This window comes from uncultured Mailhella sp. (assembly GCF_944324575.1).
In the GTDB taxonomy this organism is placed as follows: domain Bacteria; phylum Desulfobacterota; class Desulfovibrionia; order Desulfovibrionales; family Desulfovibrionaceae; genus Mailhella.
Map to the genome: position 1 here is coordinate 25,876 of NZ_CALUWV010000002.1, position 22,020 is coordinate 47,895.

The 22,020-nt window shown below is 60.5% G+C and carries 17 protein-coding genes; 8 read left to right on the forward strand and 9 right to left on the reverse strand.

Features of this window, described 5'->3' with window-relative positions:
• The first annotated feature begins 783 nt into the window (after window positions 1-783).
• From Q0J81_RS00430 to Q0J81_RS00445, 4 genes are all read left to right on the forward strand, one after another.
• On the forward strand, window positions 784-1,293 hold the full coding sequence (locus tag Q0J81_RS00430) for a hypothetical protein (protein ID WP_294445416.1): 510 nt from the start codon (window positions 784-786) through the stop codon (window positions 1,291-1,293).
• 21 nt (window positions 1,294-1,314) lie between these two features.
• Window positions 1,315-3,015, forward strand: coding sequence for a carbon starvation protein A (locus Q0J81_RS00435; protein ID WP_294445417.1), 1,701 nt, complete (start codon window positions 1,315-1,317; stop codon window positions 3,013-3,015).
• 88 nt (window positions 3,016-3,103) lie between these two features.
• A complete protein-coding gene (gene hrpB / locus Q0J81_RS00440) occupies window positions 3,104-5,590 on the forward strand; it encodes an ATP-dependent helicase HrpB (protein ID WP_294445418.1) in 2,487 nt (828 codons plus the stop codon).
• A gap of 3 nt (window positions 5,591-5,593) precedes the next feature.
• The gene (locus Q0J81_RS00445; RefSeq protein WP_294445419.1) at window positions 5,594-8,983 is read left to right on the forward strand and encodes a DUF3553 domain-containing protein; all 3,390 of its coding nucleotides are present in this window, start codon (window positions 5,594-5,596) and stop codon (window positions 8,981-8,983) included.
• 8 nt (window positions 8,984-8,991) lie between these two features.
• On the opposite strand, the gene Q0J81_RS00450 is transcribed toward Q0J81_RS00445, so the two are convergent.
• Window positions 8,992-9,366 (reverse strand): DUF2493 domain-containing protein, encoded by a 375-nt coding sequence (locus Q0J81_RS00450; RefSeq protein WP_294445420.1) that lies wholly within the window; start codon window positions 9,364-9,366, stop codon window positions 8,992-8,994.
• Between the two features lie 169 nt (window positions 9,367-9,535).
• Between Q0J81_RS00450 and Q0J81_RS00455 the strand changes: the two genes are divergently transcribed.
• The 3 genes from Q0J81_RS00455 to Q0J81_RS00465 all read left to right on the forward strand — a co-directional run bounded on the left by Q0J81_RS00455 (window position 9,536) and on the right by Q0J81_RS00465 (window position 11,470).
• A complete protein-coding gene (locus Q0J81_RS00455; RefSeq protein ID WP_294445421.1) occupies window positions 9,536-10,510 on the forward strand; it encodes a hypothetical protein in 975 nt (324 codons plus the stop codon).
• Between the two features lie 118 nt (window positions 10,511-10,628).
• A complete protein-coding gene (locus Q0J81_RS00460) occupies window positions 10,629-11,072 on the forward strand; it encodes a Fur family transcriptional regulator (protein ID WP_294445422.1) in 444 nt (147 codons plus the stop codon).
• 2 nt (window positions 11,073-11,074) lie between these two features.
• Window positions 11,075-11,470: a secondary thiamine-phosphate synthase enzyme YjbQ gene (locus Q0J81_RS00465; RefSeq protein ID WP_294445453.1), complete on the forward strand. Its 396-nt coding sequence runs from the start codon at window positions 11,075-11,077 to the stop codon at window positions 11,468-11,470.
• Between the two features lie 120 nt (window positions 11,471-11,590).
• Here the strand turns inward: Q0J81_RS00465 and cfa are convergent, their stop codons facing one another.
• Entirely contained in the window at window positions 11,591-12,739 is a 1,149-nt protein-coding gene (gene cfa, locus Q0J81_RS00470; RefSeq protein ID WP_294445423.1) for a cyclopropane fatty acyl phospholipid synthase, read from the reverse strand.
• 222 nt (window positions 12,740-12,961) lie between these two features.
• Between cfa and Q0J81_RS00475 the strand changes: the two genes are divergently transcribed.
• Window positions 12,962-15,436: a DUF2157 domain-containing protein gene (locus Q0J81_RS00475; protein ID WP_294445424.1), complete on the forward strand. Its 2,475-nt coding sequence runs from the start codon at window positions 12,962-12,964 to the stop codon at window positions 15,434-15,436.
• A gap of 55 nt (window positions 15,437-15,491) precedes the next feature.
• Here Q0J81_RS00475 and Q0J81_RS00480 read toward each other — a convergent pair whose 3' ends face one another.
• The 7 genes from Q0J81_RS00480 to rpsT form a co-directional block, all read right to left on the reverse strand.
• Window positions 15,492-16,157, reverse strand: a complete 666-nt coding sequence (locus Q0J81_RS00480) for a CatA-like O-acetyltransferase (RefSeq protein WP_294445425.1) — start codon at window positions 16,155-16,157, stop codon at window positions 15,492-15,494.
• Window positions 16,158-16,332: 175 nt separating this feature from the next.
• Window positions 16,333-16,638, reverse strand: a complete 306-nt coding sequence (locus tag Q0J81_RS00485; protein WP_294445426.1) for an AzlD domain-containing protein — start codon at window positions 16,636-16,638, stop codon at window positions 16,333-16,335.
• Window positions 16,631-17,383, reverse strand: a complete 753-nt coding sequence (locus tag Q0J81_RS00490) for an AzlC family ABC transporter permease (RefSeq protein ID WP_294445427.1) — start codon at window positions 17,381-17,383, stop codon at window positions 16,631-16,633. Before Q0J81_RS00490 ends, Q0J81_RS00485 begins: the two co-directional genes overlap by 8 nt.
• 207 nt (window positions 17,384-17,590) lie before the next feature.
• Entirely contained in the window at window positions 17,591-19,660 is a 2,070-nt protein-coding gene (gene uvrB, locus Q0J81_RS00495; RefSeq protein WP_294445428.1) for an excinuclease ABC subunit UvrB, read from the reverse strand.
• 286 nt (window positions 19,661-19,946) lie between these two features.
• Window positions 19,947-20,471, reverse strand: coding sequence for a flavodoxin family protein (locus tag Q0J81_RS00500; RefSeq protein WP_294445429.1), 525 nt, complete (start codon window positions 20,469-20,471; stop codon window positions 19,947-19,949).
• A gap of 1 nt (window position 20,472) precedes the next feature.
• Complete coding sequence (locus Q0J81_RS00505; RefSeq protein WP_294445431.1) at window positions 20,473-21,165, reverse strand: Crp/Fnr family transcriptional regulator; 693 nt, start codon at window positions 21,163-21,165, stop codon at window positions 20,473-20,475.
• Window positions 21,166-21,618: 453 nt separating this feature from the next.
• Window positions 21,619-21,885: a 30S ribosomal protein S20 gene (gene rpsT / locus Q0J81_RS00510; protein ID WP_294445432.1), complete on the reverse strand. Its 267-nt coding sequence runs from the start codon at window positions 21,883-21,885 to the stop codon at window positions 21,619-21,621.
• Window positions 21,886-22,020 lie beyond the last annotated feature (135 nt).

Here is a 22,020-nt window from a genome sequence, read left to right on the forward strand (position 1 = left end):
CGCTCGCAATGTTCCCTTTCCGGTTCATCCCGGCGCCGTTCTACGCGCCGATGCCGTCCGGCGGGCCCCTCCCGCACCTTCGTCAGCAACGTCCCGGCCCGTCTTGTGCCTCCGTCAAACCTCATTCACAATTATGCGGCAAACATCGTCCCCTTACAGCTCCGCACCGCTGCAGAAGAGCACGACCATTCACCTTTTCTCCCTTTCTCGTGCACGAGCCTCGTGAACAGGCTCTTCTCACCTCTTTTTTTCCCAGGTGATGCGTCTTTCCCATAAAAATTTTTTAACGGGCACTGTTCGGTCAATCTCTCTGACACCGACAACATAAAGCCGAAACGGGAAAAAAATCATTTTGAAGCACGCTGCCCGGCAATGTCATCATATCTTTTATTAACTTGTCATATCACATTGCAGAAGCAAAAAAAATACATTGCCGTGCACAGTACAGTACTGCTTTATTCCATCTGCCGGACGCACCTGACTGCATAATACCGGCATCACCTGCCAAAGAGACTCTTTCACAGTCATTTTTCACTGCAAAAAAGTAACGACATACACGAAGTTCAATATTAATTTATTTTTTCACAATAAAATTTTTTCCTTGTGTGCCAAGCTTTTTCCATGATATCGTGAAATGCCTGCGCCGCCCATGTTCCCTTGGCTGGCGCAAAGTGCCGGATATCTGCCGGAAAAGGACAGCCCTGCTGCCTCTCTTTCCGGCAAAGAGCCTTTCGGCGACACGACCTCGCTCCGAACGCCATCGGGGTCATAAGGAGAGAAAGAATGCCCGTCAGCAGAACAAGCATGCTCGCCAAGCTCAGCGACGCCTACACCGTCTACTTCGACGCAGAGCCCGTTGACGCCGACGCGAAATGTCTTGCCGCCTGCTACGCCTTTCACTCCGCAGACGAGTGCTTCGTGCTGTCGCGCAAGGTCAGGCTCTGGCGCACGGAAATCAACGAGTTCGTATATGTGTTTTCGGTTCCCGAACTGACGGCGGACATCTATGACGAATGCCGGGGGAAGGCTCTCGAGCTTGGCATGAAGAAGATACGTCCGCACATCGAGCACAAATCGTCCTTCATCACCGCTCTTTTCATCTGCGACCTTGTGACGGAAGAAGCGGCAAAGGCCGTGCGAAGCACGCGCCATCACAAGGACTTTCTGTTCTCGCTTCACGGCTGGATGGACTTTCGCGCCGCTGCGCTGGACCTTGCGTCCGGAGCCGTGGCGGTCAACCGTGCCGGACGGGATCTGACACAGTTTCTGCTCGGAAATCTGGGGAAGTGCTAACTCAATTGAGGAGGATTTGAATTGAGTTCCGTCATCATTCTCATCGGTGGCTTCGCGTGTCTCATCGCAGGCTACATCTTCTACGGTTCATGGCTTTCCAAACAGTGGGGCGTGGATGACAGCAGGCCTACGCCGGCCATCACCATGCAGGACGGCGTGGACTACGTGCCCGCCAAGACGCCCGTACTCTTCGGCCATCATTTTTCGTCCATCGCGGGCGCAGGCCCCATCAACGGCCCCATCCAGGCCGCCTTCTTCGGCTGGCTGCCCTGCCTTCTGTGGATCATTATCGGCGGCATCTTCTTCGGCGCCGTGCATGACTACGGCGCCCTCTTCGCCTCCATCCGCCACAAGGGCGAATCCATAGGCGAAGTCATCTCCCAGAACATCGGCGTGCGCGCCAAGCGCCTGTTCATCGTGTTCGCCTACCTTGCGCTGCTGCTCGTCATCGCGGCCTTTGCCTCCATCGTGGCCAGCACCTTCAACGGCTTCGCGCCCGACGGCTCGCACATCGAGGCCAACGGCTCCACCGCCACCATCTCCCTGCTGTTCATCCTCATGGCCGTGGTCTTCGGCTTCTGCGTGTACCGCAAGAACATGTCCCTCGGCTTCTGCACCGTCATCGGCATCATCGTGCTCATCGCGTGCATCGTCATCGGCCTCAAGTGCCCCATCTACCTTTCCGGCACCACCTGGATGTATATCATCGGCGTCTACATCTTCGTGGCCTCCGTCACCCCCGTGTGGATCCTGCTTCAGCCCCGCGACTATCTGAGCTCGTTTCTGCTCTATGCCATGATGATCGCAGCCGTCATCGGCGTGTTCGCCGCCAATCCCACGCTGGATCTGCCCGCCTTCGTCGGCTTTGAAGTGAACGGTCAGTACCTCTTCCCCGTGCTCTTCGTCACCATCGCCTGCGGCGCCATTTCCGGCTTCCATTCCCTCATTTCCTCGGGCACGACCTCCAAGCAGCTCAACAGCGAAAAGAACGCCAAGATCATCGGCTACGGCGCCATGCTCGTGGAATGCGCTCTCGCCATCGTGTCCCTCATCACCATAGGCTACATCTACTCCAAGGCCGGAGCCGACGCCTTCAAGATGCCCCCTACCGCCGTGTTTGCGCGCGGCATCTCCGAAATGCTCGCCGTGGTGGGCTTCTCCAGCCCCGAGGCTCAGAAGACCGCCTACGGTCTGCTCATCCTTTCGGTGTCCGCCTTCTGCCTGACCTCCCTCGACACCGGCACGAGACTTGCCCGCTACATGTTCACCGAATTCTGGCTGAACCCCGGCGAAACTCCCGAGTCCGTCACCGGCTTCCGCAGGATACTGTGCAACAAGTACATCTCCACCGGCTCCACCGTCATCGTGGGCATTGCCTTCGGCATGGGCGGATGGTCCAAGGTGTGGCCGCTCTTCGGCGCGTCCAACCAGCTTCTCGCCGGTCTCGCCCTTCTGGCCGTGGCCGCATGGCTCAAGAACGCCGCCCGCAATCACAAGATGTTCATCTTCCCCATGGTGTTCATGATTCTTGTGACCCTCACCTCTCTGGCCCTCACCTTCAAGGACAAGATCCTCGTCATCGCCTCCGGTCAGGGCGACCTGTTCGCGGCCTACCTGCAGGCCGGCCTTGCCGCCATCCTGTTCGTGCTCGCCATCTTCCTCGTGCGTGAGGCTCTGCCCGTGCTCACCGGCAAGAAGCATCCCGCCGTCGTTGCCAAGTAAGTTCGGCACCATGATTTCATGAAAAGGCGCGCCCTTCGGGGTGCGCCTTTTCTTTTTCCCTTCTTCCCGCTACATTTCCCGCATGAACATGCCCGTTGAATCCTCGTTTTCCGACCTTCTCGAAGTACTCCGCACCCATGACCGCGCCCTTCTCGTCGCCCCTCCCGGTTCCGGCAAGACCACGCGCGTACCGCTTTTTCTCATGAAGCACATGGAGGGCACCATTCTCATGCTCGAACCGCGGCGTCTTGCCGCCAGATCCGCGGCAAGATACATGGCCGCCTCGCTCGGCGAATCCGCCGGGCAGAGCGTGGGATACAGAGTCAGGCTTGAAAGCCGCGTGAGCCGCGAAACCCGCGTGGAAATCATTACCGAGGGCATACTTACCAGACGCCTCATTGCCGACCCCGAGCTCTCCGGCGTTTCCTGCGTCATCTTCGATGAATTTCACGAGCGTTCCCTGCAGGCCGACACGGCGCTCGCCTTCTGCCTCGAGGCCCAGGCGGCGCTCCGGCCTGACCTCAAAATCCTCGTCATGTCGGCCACGCTCGATGCCGAAGAGCTCTCCGGCCTGCTTGCCCCCTGCCCCGTGATCCGCGCCGAGGGCAGAATGTGGCCCGTGGACATACGGTACGCTCCCTGCCCGGCGGGCTCCGGCAGCTTCGGCACCTTTTCCGGCCGGGAGGCTCTTCTTGTGCACACGGCATCCACAGTACGCCGCGCTCTTGCCGAAGAGAAAGGCTCCGTCCTCGTATTTCTGCCCGGTCAGAGCGAAATACGCAGAACGGCGGAACTGCTCGCAAATCTTCCCCCTCACGTATCCCTGCACCCGCTCTACGGCGACCTTTCCGCGTCGGAGCAGGACGCCGCCATTGCTCCCGCCGCGCCGGGGGCGCGCAAGGTGGTGCTTGCCACGTCCATTGCGGAAACGAGCCTCACCATTGAAGGCGTGCGCGTGGTGGTGGACTCCGGGCTTGCCCGAAGCTCCCGCTTTTCTCCGTCCACGGGCATGAGCGCTCTTGTGACCTGCCGCGTCACCCAGGATGCCGCAGACCAGCGCGCCGGACGCGCCGGACGCGTGGAGAGCGGCGTGTGCCTGCGTCTCTGGCCCGAGGGAGAAACGCTTCTGCCCTCGCGTCGCCCGGAGATTCTGGACGCCGATCTTGCGCCCTTTCTTCTCGACTGCCTGGCCTGGGGCTCCATGCCGCAGGCTCTTCCTCTTCTCACGCCCGCGCCCGAAGCCTCTCTCGCCCGGGCGCGGCAGACTCTGGATTTTCTTGGCGCACTCAGAGAAAAGGACGGACGAATTCTTCTCTCCTCTCACGGAGAGGAACTCTCAAGGCTTCCTCTGCATCCGCGTCTCGCGCACATGGCGCTTCTTTCCGGCGGGCATCTGCCTCTTGCCGCCGCGCTCTGCGCGCTCGTTGAGGAACGCTTCCAGGGCTCAGGCTGCGACATCCGTCCGCGCCTCGGAGAACTTCGGCGTTCCTCGCGTCTTCGCCGCGCCGCGGAACATATATGCTCCCTCGTAAAGCCCGGAGCACGCCTTTCCCTGAACGACGTCATGGAGGATGAAGACAGCGCGGGAGCCATGCTGTCGCTGGCATGGCCCGAGCGCATGGCTCAGAAACGCGAAAGAGGCAGATTCCGTCTAGCCTCCGGTCGAGGCGCGGAACTTCCGCCTGAAGACGCGCTTGCCGACGCTCCCTTTCTGGCCGTCGCCGCCATGGACGGAGGAACGCAGGGCACGGGACGCATTCATCTTGCCGCCCCTCTGGAAAAAAGCGTGCTGGAACGCCTGCACGGCGACCTTCTGACGCATGAAGACGTCGTGATGTGGGACGAATCATCCGCCTCGGTAATGGCCCGGAGAAGGACCATGCTCGGCAGTCTCATTCTGGATGACGCCCCTCTGCGCGGAAAGGACCTGCCCGAAGACAAGGTGCTGGAAGCGCTCACGCAGGCCGTCGTCCGGTTCGGTCCCTCCTGTCTGCCGTGGACGGAGGAGCTCAGGGAATGGCAGGCGCGCGTTTCCCTCATGAGAAGCATGGACGAAGAGGGCGGCTGGCCCGACGTGAGCGACAAGGCGCTTTTTGCCTCGCTCACGACCTCCCCCCTCGACAACTGGCTGAGTCCGTGGCTTTCCGGCATGACGAAGCGCTCGCAGCTCTCATCCCTTCCTCTGGACAAGGCGCTGCATGCCCTTCTTCCCTACCCCCTGGCCCGTCGTCTCGACAGGGAGGCTCCCGCCGTCATCGAGGCGCCTTCCGGCTCTCTCGTGCGCATCGACTATCTACCGGAAGGCGGACCGGTCATGGCGGTAAAGCTCCAGGAAATGTTCGGCATGGAGGACACTCCCTCCGTCTGCCGGGGCAGATGTCCGCTCACCGTGCACCTTCTCTCGCCTGCGGGCCGTCCGCTTCAGGTCACGCGCGACCTTGCCGGTTTCTGGCGCGGCGCCTATGCCGCCGTGCGCGCGGAAATGCGCGGCCGCTACCCGAAACACCCCTGGCCGGAAGACCCGCTCTCCGCCATTCCCACGAAAAAAACCAAGAAGGCGCTGGAAAGGGGGTAGGACATGGAATTTCATGCGGGCGACAAGGTTATCAATCCTTCCATGCCTCAGTGGGGCGTGGGGGAAGTGCTGGCCGTCACGGAAGGCAAGGTGATGGTGCAGTTCAGGCATCACGGCGTGCGCAGGATGGCGGCGTCCTTTCTTGCCATGGCCGACACCGGCGAATGCCCCGAACCTTCGACCGCGCAGAAAAAAGCCGCCGCATCAAAAAAATCGACGCCTTCCCCCTCGTCCGCCCGGCCGAAGCCGACAGGAACACCCGGAGGAAAGAACGCATCCGCCCCGTCGGATGGGAAAAAAACAGACCTCGTCTCGCAGGCGCTCGCCATGATGGGGCAGCAGGGCCCCTCTTCCGACGCTGTGCTGGAAAAGGCGGAACGCGCGGCCTCTCTTGCCGCCGACGCCGGGAAAAAGGCCGAAGAGGACGCCCTTCGCCGCCGCAACGCGGCCATACTCCGCTTCTGGCGCGATGCGGAGGTCTTTCTTATCCCCGAAGTTCCGCGTTCCTCGCGTCCGCCCGTCACGACGGCAAGGCGCTGGGAAACCGTTTCCGCGTCGCTTCCGGCATGGAGCGCGAAAAGGGATTCCGCCACGAGCCGGGACGAGCTTTCCGCCGTGCCCGGCCCCGACGTGGAGAACGGAGAACTTCCGTGGTTTCGACCTCTGCCCACGGGCTTTTCCGCAGCATGGCACATCGTCTATCTGGGCGTCATGCCGCGGCAGCACATTTCCGACCTCATTCTTGAAAAGACGGGAAGTCGTCCCGAGAGCCCGGAGGAACCGGGACTCGGCGAGGGGTGTCTTGCCGCCGTGGTGCTGGACATGGCAGGCATGCCCGTGCCGGAAAGCTATGTGCCCTCCTCCTTCGTGCCCGGCCTTGCCCGCTGCCTTGCGGGCAGGAGTCTGGATCAGCTTGCCCTCGACATGCTGAAGATGCAGTCCGACTTCGACCGGCGCAGAAGCGCCCTCGACGAACCTTTCCGCGGACCGTGGATACAGGAGGAAATCGAGCGTCTTTTCAACATGATGCAGGTGGAAGGCGAGGAAGCGCGCATCGTTGTGCGTTCCGTGTACTTTCGTCCCGATCCCAGGGGACGACGCATCGACGACGTGCAGAACGACCTTCTGAACTCCTTCTATCTCTCCGACCTCGACCGTCTGCTTCAGCTTTCAAAAACGGGCTTTCGCGGCGTGTTCGCCCGCTATCTGGAAGGCGCTCAAAAGAACGCCTCCCGCTGCGACGTGCTCGCGCACGGCGAGGAAAGCCGCCTTGCCCGGGAACAGGCACTCTCGCTTGCGCGCCTGCCTTCCGGGCGCTGGCCGCACGCACCCTCGCAGCACCTCCTGCCGGCACAGCTTGCGGCGGTCACGGAAATTCTGAACGGAGAGCTCACGGCCGTGAACGGGCCTCCGGGCACGGGCAAGACAAGGCTCCTTTGCGACGTGGCGGCGGACCTCGTGGTGCGAAGAGCCCGAAGAATCGCCGCCCTGAAGCAGCCCTTCGAGGTTTTCGTCAACTCCTCCGGCGACTTCTATTCCCTGCGGCGCGATCTCATGCGCGGCACGGGCATGGTGGTCGCAAGCAGCAACAACGCCGCCGTGGAGAACATCACGAAGTATCTGCCCTCGGAAGAGGCCGTATGCAGAGACGCCTTTCCCGAAGCTTCCTATTTTTCCGAAGTGGCCTTTGCCGTAAACGCTGCCTTCCATCCCGCCGACAGCGACAAGCCGCCTCGTCCCGCCTGGGGGCTTGTTTCCGCCGTGCTCGGTTCCGCATGGAACTGCGAACAGTTTGCCCGTGCCTTTTTCTGGGGTTTCCGCGATCAGGAAAAAAAGATCGTGCTGCCCGGCATGAAGGACGTTCTCGACAGATATCGAGGCTACGAGGCAAAGCAGTATGCCCGCCGCGAGTGGCAGCGGGCCAGACAGGATTTTCTTGCCGCAGAGACCGAACTTGAAGAATACAAAAAGGCTCTGGCACAACGGGCCGAAAGCTGTCTCTCTCCGGCTGCTCAGCGCGAGGAAAGTCCCCTTCTCGGACGTTTCATGGCTCTCATGGAGGAAAGCCGTCATCTGCGGGCCGCGGCCGGAGAGGAAAACCGGGCCGCGCTGGAGCTCGCCGAGAGACTGGAAGCTCTGGAGGAGCTGGCCCGCAGGGTACAGAAGGAGACGCACGACCGAAAGAACGATATTGAAGCGCTGCGTGTTCCCTGTCGTGAGTTCTGGAAGGATGGAGCGTGGCAGATCAAAAGCGTGTGGAACGACGAAAGGCTGGAAATGCTGCGTTCCCGGCTCTTTCTTCTGGCGCTTCGTCTGCATGAATGGACCATCAAGGCATGCGCACGGGAGTTTTCCGCCGACATCGGCGTCGTGACGCGCTATCTTCGGGGAGCGCCCGTTGAGGACACGGAGGTCGCCGACATCTGGAACGCACTTTTCTTCGTGGTTCCGGTGGTCTCTTCCACGCTGGCCTCATTCAGCCGCCTTTTTTCCGGCATGGGACAGGGCTCGATCGACTGGGTTCTTCTGGACGAGGCCGGACAGGCTACGCCGCAAAGCGCGGCAGGAGCACTCTGGCGTGCGGCAAGGGCAGCCGTCATCGGAGACCCTCAGCAGATAGAACCCGTGGTACCTCAGCCCGGGTCTCTTCTGGAGACGCTGCGCGCAAGACAGGAACAAGGAGCGGTCAGGCTTGAGGACTGGTCGCCGGCAACGCAGTCGGCCCAGACGCTGGCCGACAGAAGCTCCCTTCGCGGCACCTGGATGGAAAGCGCGGGACGGCGGGTGTGGACGGGCTATCCTCTGCGCGCGCATTACCGCTGCGCCGAGCCCATGTTCGGCACGGCCAACCGCATAGCCTACGACAATCAGATGGTGCAGGCGCAGACGACCTTTCCGCTCGTGCGCTCACCGCTCGCAGAAAGCTGCTGGTTCCACGTGAACGGGCAGCACGCGGACACGCAGCTTGTGGAAGAGGAACTTGCCTGCCTGAGAAAACTTCTTCTGCGCTTTCTGGAAGACTGGCCTGAAGTGGAAGCACAGGGAACGCGCCGGGAAGCGTCGGTATTCGTCATTTCTCCCTTCCGCAAGGTGGCCCGGCACTGCCGCGCGCTGCTGCGGGCCATGCGCGTTTCCGAAGAGCGCGTGCGCTGCGGCACCATACACACCTTTCAGGGCAGAGAAGCGGACATCGTCTTTCTCGTGCTCGGCTCCACGCCCGGTCAGGCCGGATGGGGAAGCCGTCAGTGGGCTTCACGCACGCCGAACATCCTGAACGTGGCGCTCACCCGCGCCCGCTCGCTCATCTACGTCATAGGCAACTGGCGCGACTGGAGACGGCATCCCTTCTTCGACGTGCTCTCGGAAGAGCTTCCCGTGAGGGACGAGCCGTAAGGGCGGCATCAGAGCGTTCCGTTGCCGTTTTCAGGACTGCAGGGAAAAATCATCACGCGCCTGCCCGCGAGACGTGCCCGGGCAAGGGTGTCCCGCGTGCCCGGGGAACAGCCGTCCCAGAATGCGACCACGACGTCGGCAAGTCTCACGATTTCCGAGTTGCGCACGGGACCCGCGCTTCTGCCGAACTTCTTCCAGTCGGCAGGAACCACCACAAGCGGAACCCCGTGAGATGCGGCAAAGCGTTCGGCCAGCGCGTCCGCTCCCCTAGCGCCGCCGGAAACGACGGCCTCAAGATCCTCCGCGCGCACGAAGGAAAAAATACACTGCTCCATCCACGCGTAGTCGTCAAAATTGCGGGATCCCACAACCGCCAGTTTCATGTTCACTCCGTCGATTCTTCAACGCGGCCGCCCTTCGGCATGATTTCCGTCCCGGGAGCCAGCATAGGAAAAGCCGGCCCATGCGGCAAGCGCTTGATTTCAGCGCCCGGCAAGGCAATAATGACAACGCTTCCCCTGCGGGAAGTCAACCTGAACCACGAGATGTCTCATGCCTGAAATGTTACCCATCGACTCTGAACTGGCCGCCAGGGCCGACGCCCTTTTTCGTGAACTGGGACTGGATCTGCCCACGGCCGTGCAGCTTTTTCTGCGGCAGTCTCTGAGGGAGCACGGACTTCCCTTCACGCCCAGACTCACGCCGCCCAGCCCCCGGCACAGCCCTGCGTCGCCCGCCCCCGCCCTTTCCCCGGAAGAAGACGCGTCCGCCTCTTTGAAAACGGCATCCCCCGCCGAGGACGAAGCGCGCGCATCCGCGGCAGAGAGCGAGAACGAAGACGCCCGGACGGAAGAGAATCACGGCATGAACGACGAAGCAGACTTTTCCGGCGAAGAAAAGAAAGAGCCTGCCGAAGAAGCATGTCCTGCTGAGGACGAAACTTCCGACCAGCCTTCCCGCAGCGATGCCATCTCCCCGGAATCCGACGCCCATGCGACCGACGAAGGCGGCGAGCTGCGGCAGGCCTTCCGCAACGCCAGACTCATCGGTGCTTCGCTCAGACGCGTGCGCTCGCTGAACCGGCTTTATTCCATAGGCGAACCCAATGCTCAGGTGCACGGCTGGCGCGAAGTGTACGTGTCCGGCGACGAGCCCTTTGCCCTGGACTTCGGCGCCGTGCGGGTGGAGCTCGGCTTTCACGGCGGCGGGAGCCTCCGCATGATGGACGGCAGGCTTCCCGACAGCGTGCTCGAGGCGGACGCCGTGTATCCGCGCGACCTCAGCGCCGTGTTTTCCTCCGTCATCGGCCAGCGGCTCGTCGACGTCGCCTCCAGCCGCATCTGGAATGAAGGACAGGAGAGAGAACAGCTCTGCCTGCGCTTTGCCAACGGCTGCACGCTGAACTTTGCTCCCGGAGGTGACTGGGGCGCGCTGTGGCTCACGGACGTGCACGGCTCGGTCATGTTCGCTCCCGAGGCCGTATGGCTGCGCGTTCTGGACGACAGAACAAGAAGCTCTCTGCGCTAGACCCGGCGCTCCGCCTGAAAGACCGGCACTTACCTTGTCCGACGGGAAGACGTCTCCGTTGACCGGAGCCATTTAAACGCGTATTTATGGAAAACTCCACTCCCGCAAAGGATCTGCTATGGAAAAACATCTTGCAGAAATACAACACAAGTTCTCCGACTATCTCAAGCAAAAAGGTCTACGCGTCACGCCGCAGCGGCTGAAGATACTGGAAGCCTTTCTGCACGCCAACGATCATGTGTCCATGGAAGAGCTCTTTCTTCTGGTGCGCAGCCAAGACAACAGCATCGGTCAGGTCACGGTGTACCGTACGCTCAAGCTGCTCTGTGAAGCCGGTCTCGCCTCTGCCGTGAACTTTGAGGAAGGCATGGTGCGCTACGAGCCTGTGGAAATGCATCACCATGACCATCTCGTATGCGAAAAATGCGGCAAGAAAATAGAATTCGTCAACGACGCCATAGAGGATCTGCAGAACAAGGTCTGCCGCGTGCACGACTTCATTCCCACCACCCATCACATGGTGCTCTACGGCGTGTGCGCCGACTGCCGGAAAAAGGCGTGACCATGGAAAAACTCACGCTTTCCACCCGCGTCCGGGAAGAAATGCTTAACGTTACCGACGCTCTGCGCCTCACCGTCGAAGAACGCGGCTGGAAGGACGGCGTTCTTGTCGTCTTCTGCCCGCACACCACCTGCGGCCTTACCGTCAATGAAGGCTTCGATCCGGACGTCGCCTTCGACATGACGCGCTTCTTTCATGAGCAGGTTCCGCAGAACTACGGCTTCCGTCATGCGGAAGGCAACGCCGACGCCCACATCAAGGCCGGCCTTTTCGGCTCGTCGGTCAGCCTCATCGTGGAAGAGGGCCGTCTTCTGCTCGGAACATGGCAGGCCGTGTGGCTGTTTGAAGGCGACGGCCCCCGCCGTCGCGAGCTCTGGCTGAAGTGGCTTGCCGCCTGAGCTTCCTGCGGGCGGTCCGGATTGCGACGCCTCCCGGCCTCTCCCTCAAGAAAAAAAGCGTCCCGTCCGGCAATCTTCCGGACAAGACGCCCGCCGTACGCCGTGCCGCGCTTCGTCCCGTCAGCCCTGCGTGCTGCGGCAATAGCCTCCGCTCATGCCTTCAGGACTCAGCACGAGCTGCCAGAGCTGTATGCTCCTTGCCCGGAACGCTCCCGCGCAGGAAAGAAGATAATACTGATACATCCTGTGCTGCCTCTCCGTACAGGAGAAGGCTCCGTCACGAAGGCCGAGCTCAAAGTTCTCATGCCACGCCATGAGCGTCTTGTCGTAGTCCACGCCGAAATTCTGCCAGTCCTCAAGAATGAAGTCCCGCTCCAGCGCATCCACGAGCGTTGAAGGCGACGGAAGCACGCCGTTGGGAAAAATGTAGTGCGTAAGCCACGGATCCGCCCCGGCCCCCACGCCGAAAGCTCCGTTGCTGCCTATGCTGTGCAGAAGGAAAAGCCCTCCCCCTTTCAGGCAGTTTCTGGCAATGTCCATGAATTCCCGGTAATTGCGTCTGCCCACGTGCTCAAACATGCCTACGGACACCACCCTGTCCCACTCGCCCCGCAAGCTGCGGTAGTCCATGAGCCGGTATTCCACGTCCACGCCTGAAGAGGCCGCCTTATCCTGCGCAAAGGCAAGCTGTTCACGCGAGACGGTAATGCCCGTCACCTGCACGCCGTGCTCCTCTGCCATATGCAGCGCAAGAGAACCCCAGCCGCAGCCTATGTCGAGCACAGTCATGCCCGGTTCAAGCGCCAGCTTGCGGCAGATCATTTCCATCTTCTGTTCCTGCGCCGCATTGAGTCCCGCCGCTCCCACGGCATCCACGCCCTCCCAGCGCGCGCAGCTGTACTGCATGGACGGGCCAAGCATGGTCCGAAACAGCGCAGGATCGGTGTCGTAATGGGCTCGCGCCACCATGAAGGCACGGGCGCGGCTCTGAAGGTTGAACAGCGCCTGTGCCGCCTCCGTCAACCAGAAGGGCACATTGCGGGTAAACGCCTGCTCGATGCGCGCACGAAGCGCCCGGCAGAACATGACGTCCATGGCCTCGCAGTCCCACCAGCCGTCCATATAGGCCTCTCCGAGTCCCAGCGTTCCCTGTCTGAGCACTCGCGCGTACAAGTCGTCGTTGTGCACCTGAATGTCCCACGGCCTGTCACCGTTGATGCGTATGTCCGCCCTTTCGGCAAGTCGCTGCACAATTTCCCGTGCCTGCATGAAAAATCTCCTTTTTTCCTGCATAGTAACGGGAACACAGTCCTGATTCCATGATAGTGCGTTCTCCGAAGGGAAAAATAATCGCCTCCTTTTTTGGTCTCTCGAGTCGCTCCCGTCTTTCGCTTCCGCCCGACGCACTTTTTACTTGAAACTTCACGGGAAACCGTGGTTCACTTTTTACAACCCTGCTGCCTGAATCCGCCATTTTTCAGGAGAGCCTTCATGACCTTTCCATCCCGCACTCCGTCTTTCCCCTTCCGACCCGGCCTGATGCTCCTTGTCGCCGGAGCCTTTCTCTCGCTCTCGGCCCTCGTCATGTTCTTTGCCGGAAACTGGCATACTCTGCCCGCCCCGGCAAAATTCTCCCTTGCCGCAGGCGGAACGGCGCTCATGCTCGCGCTTGCCCTGGCCTCCGAACGAAAAGGACTCCACCATCCTGCCACTCTTGCTCTGTTTTCATCCGCCATGTTCACGGGCCTGTTCTGGGTCGTGTTCGGGCAGACCTTCCAGAGCGGGGCTACGTTCCGGGAGCTGTGTCTTGCCTGGGCCGTCTCCGTCGTTCCGATATTTCTTCTGCGCCGCACCGCGTCCCTCTGGAACCAGCTTGTCGTTCTTCTCTCCGTCGCCGCCTGTTCTCAGCCTGTTCTGGAAGACTGGCAGGGCACGTACGTCTCGCATCTTCTCGCACCGCTTCTGACAGCCGCCGCCTTTCTGACAGCAGCACTTCTGCCGCCCTCATGGCTGCGCCGCCCCCGCGGCCTGAATGCATGGCTTGCCCTGCCGCTCACCCTGCTTCTTGCGGAAGCCACGGTCCTGTGCACGTTCTGCATTCTTTCCCTGCCACTCCGGTATCAACCATCCCTGCCGGAACTTGCGGCCGGACCGCTCGTGCTGGTCGCCGCTCTCGGCGCAGGCCTCATCACCCGCCATGCGCTCACGCTCTGCGAAATCTCCCTGTACGGCGTCGTGCTGATGAATGCGGCCCTGTTCCGACTTCTCGATGATCTTCCCGTCACAGCCGAGGCCACGCTGTTCACGCTTGCCAACGGCGCATCTGCCCTCCTTCTGGCCTCCGCCCTGCCGAGGCTTTCCTCATGGAAACATCACCCGCGCCTGCACCGGACGCTTGCCCGCGTGCCAGCCTTCTTCGGCGGACTGCTCTGCGCCCTCTCCCTTATGACCATGACGGCGTTTGTCTTTGCCCGGGAGCATTTCAGTGCCACGCTCCTTGCGGCAGGGCTTCTCTATATGTTGCTGGGCACGCTGCTGTGGCGCATCCGCAGACAAAGCACATTCGTCGCCGTGCTCGGCTCCATGCTCGTATCCGGCGGATCCCTCAGCTTTCACATCGGCCTTCTGGACTACAGAGCCGGCATCATTCTCGCTTCCGTATGGGCAGCGGCAGCCATGCTCTATGCTCTCATCAACTACACTCCGCTGCGCTTCTTTACCGTGTTCTGGGCACTCGTCTCCACCATGGTCTTTCTTCCTCAGCTGGCGGGCGACCATCTGCCTCTTTCTCTCCCCGTCTTTGTCTTCTGCGCTCTTCCCCTCGCAACGGCAGCGTGGGGCCGATTTCCCCAAGGTATTCTGCGGCCGGCCGCCTTCGCCTGCCTCGCCTCTCTTCCGTTTCTCTCCCCCTTCCTTCCTCCCCTCTCCCCGCTGCGCCTAGACTTCGGTACCCCGGAAGAAAAAGCCGTCGTTACCCTCGCCGTTCTCAATCTGGCCGTAATGATGATGCGACGGCTGACTTCGCCTGCACGTTCCGCCCGTTCCAGCCCCTCAGTCATCGCGGCAGCCGTCGCCGTTCTGCCGGTGCTGTGGTTTCTGAGCACGCCGGAAACGCTCATCGCTCTGAACATGCTTGCCGCAGGCACGGGAGAAAACTGTCTCCGCCCCCGCAATACCTGCGCTCCCGCCTCTCACGGCGACGGAGCGCTCATCGCCTTCGGAGCGCTGGCGCTCATCGGAAGCAGCGTTCTTTTCTGCGTTGTTCCGGAGTTTTCCTTTCGCTTCAAAATGCTGCACCTGGGCATTCCCGGCCTCTGCCTGTTCTTCTCCGGGCTTCAGATGGAACGCAGAACCACTGCCTTTGCCCGAAGCCTCCATCCCGACAATTCAAAAACTTCCCTTCTGCGGCAGTCTCTGCCCTTTGCGCTTTGCGCTCTGGCCATAGCCGCCCTGTTTTCCGTCGCCGTAGCGGACAGACTGACCATGTTCCGCGAGGGAAGAACCGTGCTTCTGCGCCTCCGTCCGCAGGAACGGCAGGTCTTCATGCTCGGCGACTCCATGCATCTTTTATACGACGCCGACCGAAATATTTCTTCCGGCCTCAGCGGCCCCGGATGTCTGCCGCTCGATGTGAGAGAAAACGGCACGGCCGAGGCTCTGCCGGAGGCCTTTATCGAAGGAGCGGACTGCAGCACGTTTTCCGGCCCCGCCATCACCGTGGAAAAAACGGCGTTCGGACGCATGCGCCTTCGTCTGCCGCGCCGCTGGTACTTTCAGGAAGGACTCGGCATGTACTACGAGGACGCCGTCTTCGCCGCGCTTCTCTTCGACGGGAAAAACCGCATTCTTCTGAGAGGACTTGCCGACAAAAAGGGCCGCATCATCCTTCCCCCGCACACGGAAGGCTTTACGGACGAAAAAAGCGCGCCTTCATCCCCGAAGGAGGATGAAAACGCGCCTGAATAGGCTTTCGCCCAAAGACGGGCAGGAGTCTCCGAGCCTGTCTCGTCCAGAGCCCTGCCTATGACAGGTATGCTTCCGGAGCGGCGGCCATGTCCTGCATCTCGTTGATGAGACGGCAGGTGTGATAGCCGTCGGCCACGGCGTGACTGACGGATACCGACACCGGAATGACGAGCTTCTCTCCCCGCATCCCGTATTTCCCGAACTTGATGAGCGGTGCGAAGAACTCGCTCTCAGCGTAGGAATCCTGGGCAAAATGCGTGAAGGCAAGCCACGGCACGTTGGACACGGGGCAGATGTTGGGCGGCTGTCCGTCGCGTGCCTTGATTCTGCCCGTTACGTGGCGGTAGCGCTCCATGTCCTCCGTCACCGTGGCATAAAAGCGGGAAAAGTCCTCGGAATATTCGCTCCAGATGTCGGTGAAGGTCTCGTTTTCCGGATGGAACAGCGTGTAGCACGGCATGAGCTCATCCCAGAAGCCGAGTTCATGATGTTCGTTGAAGGCCATGCGGAATTCTTCATGCGCATTCACGACGCGCATGACGATATAGAGCATGACGGGAAAAAACTTCAGTCCGCGCTCCCGGCGAAAGCGCTGAAGATTTGTGATGTCGAGATCGGTCCCGATGTTGTAACGACACTTGATGGTGTTGAAATAATAGTCGAAATACGCGCTTCTTGCCCAGGTGTCACGATTGATGACATGAAAGACGGCTTCCTTCATGAATCCTCCGCTTCCGGCGTTTTCCCGCCGATTTCCATGCAGGGCGCGCAAAAGGCGCGCCTCGTTGCTCCGGACAGCGCGCCTTTCGGAACCGCCGATTGCCCTCGTCGTTTCATGTCCGTCTCTTTTCCGTCCGACGCAGAAACCTCAGTTCCTCGTCCGCTTGGAAACAGACTCAGGCAATGAACAGCTCCACCACGAAAACCAGCACGCATGCCGCCACGGCCACGCTGAAAAGGCTTGCGCCGAACCAGGCGAGAACCACGGCCGCCACCAGTCCGGCAAGACCGGAAATCTGGCTGCCCGTGGAATCCAGTATGGCCGGAAACGTCATGACGGACAAGGTCACATAGGGAATGTAGTAAAGAAACGAACGGATGGTGACATTGTGCACCTCACGCCGTATGAGCGTAAGTGGAAGCACGCGTATGAGGTAGGTCACCACGGCCATTACGGCAATGTACATAAGCGTGTCACGCATGACTCTGCCCTCCGTCCTCATTTTCTGCGCCATGGCCCGCAAGCCCCCTGTCCACGGGGAAAAGAAACGCCGCCGCTCCGGAAATGAGCACCGTGAGAATGATGATCTTCATGCCGCCGGAAATACCGCTGAAAAGCGGCAGCCGGGCAAAAAGCCAGCTCAGCGCCATGGATGCGAGAATAAGCACGGCAAGCAGCCTGTCCCGGCGCGCCGGAGGCACGATAATGGCGATGAACATGCCGTAGAGAGCTACGCTGAGCGCAACCACAATGCGCGCAGGCAGTACGTTGCCGAGCACCACGCCGAAAAGCGTGCCGAGAGCCCATGCCGGAGAGGCGATGCTCACGGCTCCGTACACATAAAAGGGGTCGAGTCTGCCGGGCACGTTCACGGAAATACCGAAAATTTCATCCGTCACGCCGTAGCCCACAAGAAGCCGGTGATACATGGGCGTTTCGGGCGCCATCTTCTGCGAGAGCGAACAGGACATGAGCATGTAGCGCAGATTGATGACAAACTGTGAGAGCGCCATTTCCCAGTAGGACGAACCCGCCGCCATGATGCCGAGGGCCGCAAACTCTCCGGCCGACGTCAGGTTGGTGAAGCTCATGAGCGTGGAGTCGAAGGCGGAAAGTCCGATGTTGCGGCAGGCGATGCCCAGCGTGAAGGACACGGCAAAGTATCCCAGCGCAATGGGAATGCCGTCGTGCATTCCGCTCAAAAAATTCTTTCTGTGGTCTGCCATGGAATGATGTTCCCCCGAGCCCTCGCATCGTCGTCGCAGCCGACAGGGCGCGCGAACGCTCCCCGGCCTCGAGACCGGGCTGTTTTCTGAAGGCACCGGCGCAGGGCCGGGCATGCCCGTCACTGTTGGTTGTCTTTTTCCGGGAAGTAATCTTCCCTGTCCCGCATTCGTCCCCAAAACAGCCTCCATGCCCGAAGGCTACGGACGCTACGGCTTCTCCTCGTCCTCTCCGCTGACGTAAAGGCGCTCCTTCAAAGCGCGCACTCTGTCGCGCAGCTCGGCCGCCCGCTCGAACTCGAGTTCCCTTGCCGCAGCGCGCATGGCCTTTTCCAGCTCCTCGATGAGCTTTGCGATGTCTGCGGGCGTCTGCGGCGTTTCGCTCTCCGCCTTCTGCGTCGCTCTTCCTTTTTTCCCGGTCGTGCCCGAAGCCTTGCCGCGCCCCTTTTTCGTCGCGCCATCCTCATCCTTGCCGTACAGATTGTCCAGAGGATTTTCCAGAGACTTCATGATGGTGCGTGGCACGATGCCGTGTTCCTCGTTGTAGGCAATCTGCTTGGCGCGACGACGTCCGGTTTCGTCCATTGCTGCCTGCATGGAAGGCGTCACGCGGTCGGCATACAGAATGACGCGGCCTTCCGCATTTCTGGCAGCGCGCCCGAAGGTCTGAATGAGCGCGCCCGTGGAACGGAGGAAACCTTCCTTGTCGGCATCGAGAATGGCCACAAGCGACACTTCCGGAATGTCGAGCCCTTCGCGCAGAAGGTTGATGCCGATGAGAACGTCGAACTCTCCGGCGCGCAGCGCCCGGATGATGGCGATGCGCTCAAGGGTGTCGATGTCCGAATGAAGGTAGCGCGAAGAGACTCCCATGTTGTTGAAATACTCGGTGAGATCCTCGGCCATGCGCTTGGTGAGCGTGGTCACGAGCACGCGCTCGCCCTTTGCGGCACGCGCCTTGCACTCGCCGAGCAGATCGTCCATCTGTCCCTTCACCGGACGGATTTCCACGGGCGGATCCAGAAGGCCCGTGGGACGGATGACCTGCTCGACCACGAGTCCCGCGCTTCGGTCCAGTTCCCACCGTCCGGGTGTGGCGGAAACAAAAATGCTCTGTCCTATGCGCTGCTCGAACTCGGCAAACTGCAGCGGACGGTTGTCCAGCGCCGAGGGCAGGCGGAAGCCATAGTCCACCAGCGTGGTCTTGCGGGAGCGGTCGCCCTTGAACATGGCCCCTACCTGGGGAATGCTCATGTGCGACTCGTCCACGAAGAGCAGAAAGTCCTTCGGAAAATAGTCAAGCAGCGTGGACGGCGGCTCTCCCTGAGAGCGGCCGTCGAGATGTCGGGAATAGTTTTCAATGCCGTTGCAGTAGCCAAGCTCCTCCATCATCTCGAGATCAAGCTGAGTGCGCTGTTCCAGCCTCTGGGCCTCAAGGAGCTTTCCGCCTTCCTGAAACTGCACGAGCCGCTCACGCAGCTCGTCCCGTATGTCGCCCATGGCGCGCACCAGGTTGTCCCTGTCGGAAACGTAATGACTCGCGGGATAGATGACGGTCTTGGAAATGCGTCCGAGCACTTCGCCGGTAAGCGGATCAATCTCGCGTATGCCGTCGATCTCATCACCGAAGAATTCTATGTGAAGGGCTTTTTCGTCCTCATATGCGGGAATGATCTCAAGAACATCGCCCCTCACGCGGAAGGTACCGCGATGAAAGTCGTAGTCATTGCGCGTATACTGAATGTCCACAAGACGCCCTATGATGCTCTCCATGGACACGGCCTGCCCCTCTTCCACGGGAATGATGAGCCTTGCGTAATACTCCGGGGAGCCGAGGCCGTAAATGCACGACACCGACGCAACGATGATGACGTCGCGCCTTGTCAGCAGCGCATGCGTGGCGGCATGACGCAGCTTGTCGATGTTGTCGTTGATGGCCGAGTCCTTCTCTATGTAGGTATCGGAAGAAGGCACATAGGCTTCCGGCTGATAATAGTCGTAATAGGAAACGAAGTATTCCACTGCGTTTTTGGGGAACAGCGCGCGGAATTCGCCGTAGAGCTGCGCGGCGAGCGTCTTGTTGTGGGCAAGAATGAGCGCCGGACGATTGGTCCGGGCAATGACGTTGGCCATGGTGAAGGTCTTGCCCGAGCCCGTGACGCCAAGGAGCACCTGATCGCGAATGCCCGCGTTCAGATTGGAGACCAGTTCATCAATGGCGGAGGGCTGATCCCCGGTGGGCACAAAAGAGGAATGGAGCTGAAAAAGCTGTTCGGACATGACCATGACTCGCTGTACAGGAAGAAAAAGAAGCGGGTCCGGATGACATTCCTTCCCGCGCGAGGCACATTCTGCCTTAACAGGGGATTTTTTCAAGAGGAAGCATACCACGCCGCAAGAGGCTGAAAACGTCGGATGACGCGACGCGTCCCGGCCTCTTCTCACGACGCAGAACACCGGCGGCAGCACGGCAACCACCCCGACTCCGAAGAGAACACAGCCTACTCAAAGGCCCGCACCACCTGTCCCCGCCCCGGTCCGGCCTGGCCGCCCTCTTCCGAAGCTCCTAAGCGCTTTGTTTCAAAAACGTCCCCGTCAGCTCCGCTCCGCGCGACGCGTTCAGAGAAAAGGCTTTCCTGACAGCCTCCTCCGCTGCTCTGAAATCCTGCCGGTTCGGATGCCTTGCCGCTTCGGCAAGCCGGGCCATGCGTTCCGGCGTGCGCGGATGCGTGCTTCTCGCGAGTACCTCGGGATCAAGTCTGCCCTGACAGAAAAAATGCCCGAGCACACGGCAGTTTCCGCGGAAAAGAAGCTCCTCGGCCAGAAGCGCGCAACGCTCGGCATGGGAAGAATCGGGAAAGGCGGCCATGGTGCCGAAGAAAAACACGCTTTTATGGCAAAGGCGCCCCATGAAGGCGCGCATGGCCTCGTCGGGCCCGCCTCTCCATGTCCAGAATCCGAGAATGAAACGCTCAAAACCAAGCGGAGCCTCATCCACGGCATATATGGGGAAGCCGAAGCAGTCGGCCAGATAAGCTCCTACGGCACGGGTATTGCCCGTGCGGGAAGAATACACGATGCAGGTATGCATATCAGTTTTCCAGAAGACAACGGCGAAGGGCCTCTTCGTCTTCAATGACGATAGTCCGGCGCTCGAGACGTATGAGCCCTTCCTGCACGAAGCGGCTGAGCTGTCGGCTGAGGCTCTCGCGGGAAAGTCCGAGCAGGCCGGCCAGCACCTCGCGCGTCATGACGTCGTCAAGCACGCGGGATCTTTCCACGCGGGCTTTATGAAGAAGCCAGCCCGCCACGCGACGGCGCACGGAAATCTTGCCCTGAGAGACGGCAATTTTGTTGATGAACATTCGCTGACGCATGGCAAGCGCCAGCATGACACGTTGCGCAAGACCGATGTTTTCGGAAAGAAGTGTGCGAAACACCCTGTTTTCCATGGAAAGCACCGAACACGGCGTAAGGGCCCTGGCTGAAAGAAAGGCAGCTCCTTTGCCGAAAACCCCGTAAAGATCGAGAAAATGACCGGCCCTCACCACGTGGAGCACGGTGTTCTTGCCAGACATGGACCCTTTCAGAAGTTCCACGTGCCCGGACACGAGCCAGAAGGTAACGGATGCGCCGTCTCCTTCCACGCATATCCATTCTCCCTTGGAAAACGAGCAGAGCCGCGTGACCGTCGCGAGTCTTTCCACGTCCTGAGCGCCGAGCTCCGGAAAGCTCGTGCGCAAATATTCCTGCACGTCTCGGAAAGATTCTCCAGATTCCGTCATGGCCCGCTCCTGAAAAGAGAATGAAGTCCCTGTGAAAAACGCCCCGGTATGATCGGACAGCCCCGCATTCGTGCCGGACAAGAACGGCATGAACGAGACTGAAGCCGTGCCCGTCCGACCGGACTGAACTGTCCGAACAGCAAGGAATCCGCGTTCATGCAAAACCGAAGCCCGGCGTCGTATCCGCCGGTCTCACCTGCGTACTCTAACGGAAATCTTCCTCTCCAGCCATGACCGCAGTCACATTCCGGAAAGCTGCACACAAGCTCCACAGCCAGCCCCTGCCGCCGAGTCCGGACAGTCGACGGGGCGTTTCTCTCTGTCGACATGAGGCCGAAGGCTCGAGCGCAGAAACGGCTTTTCTCAGCGCACGTGACAGTTAAAAATAAAACACCGAAAGGGAGAAAGCAAAAAACCTTCTCCCTTTCGGTGTTTTTCTGAAAAAGAAAAAACTTAGGCGTCGAGAGCGTTGACGGCCTTGGCAAGGCGGGAAACCTTGCGGGAAGCGTTCTTCCAGTGAATCACGCCCTTGCCGGCGATCTTGGAAACAGTGGAAGTAGCGGTCTTCAGAGCTTCTTCAGCGGCGACCTTGTCCTTCTTCTGAATAGCGGCGCGCACGGCCTTCACCACGTTCTTGATGCGGGTACGGGCGGCGCGGTTGCGGGCGTTGCGCTTGACACTCTGCTTTTGGCGCTTGATGGCGGAAGCATGATTGGCCACGGGAATCCTCCAGAATGATGCCCCCATGAGGGGTGTGATGCGATACGATGTCGGGCGGCAGGACGCCGCCCGTTATTGCCAGAACGACTATTTTTATGCGCCTTGGCGTTTTCTGTCAAGAGGGCGTCTGCTCTC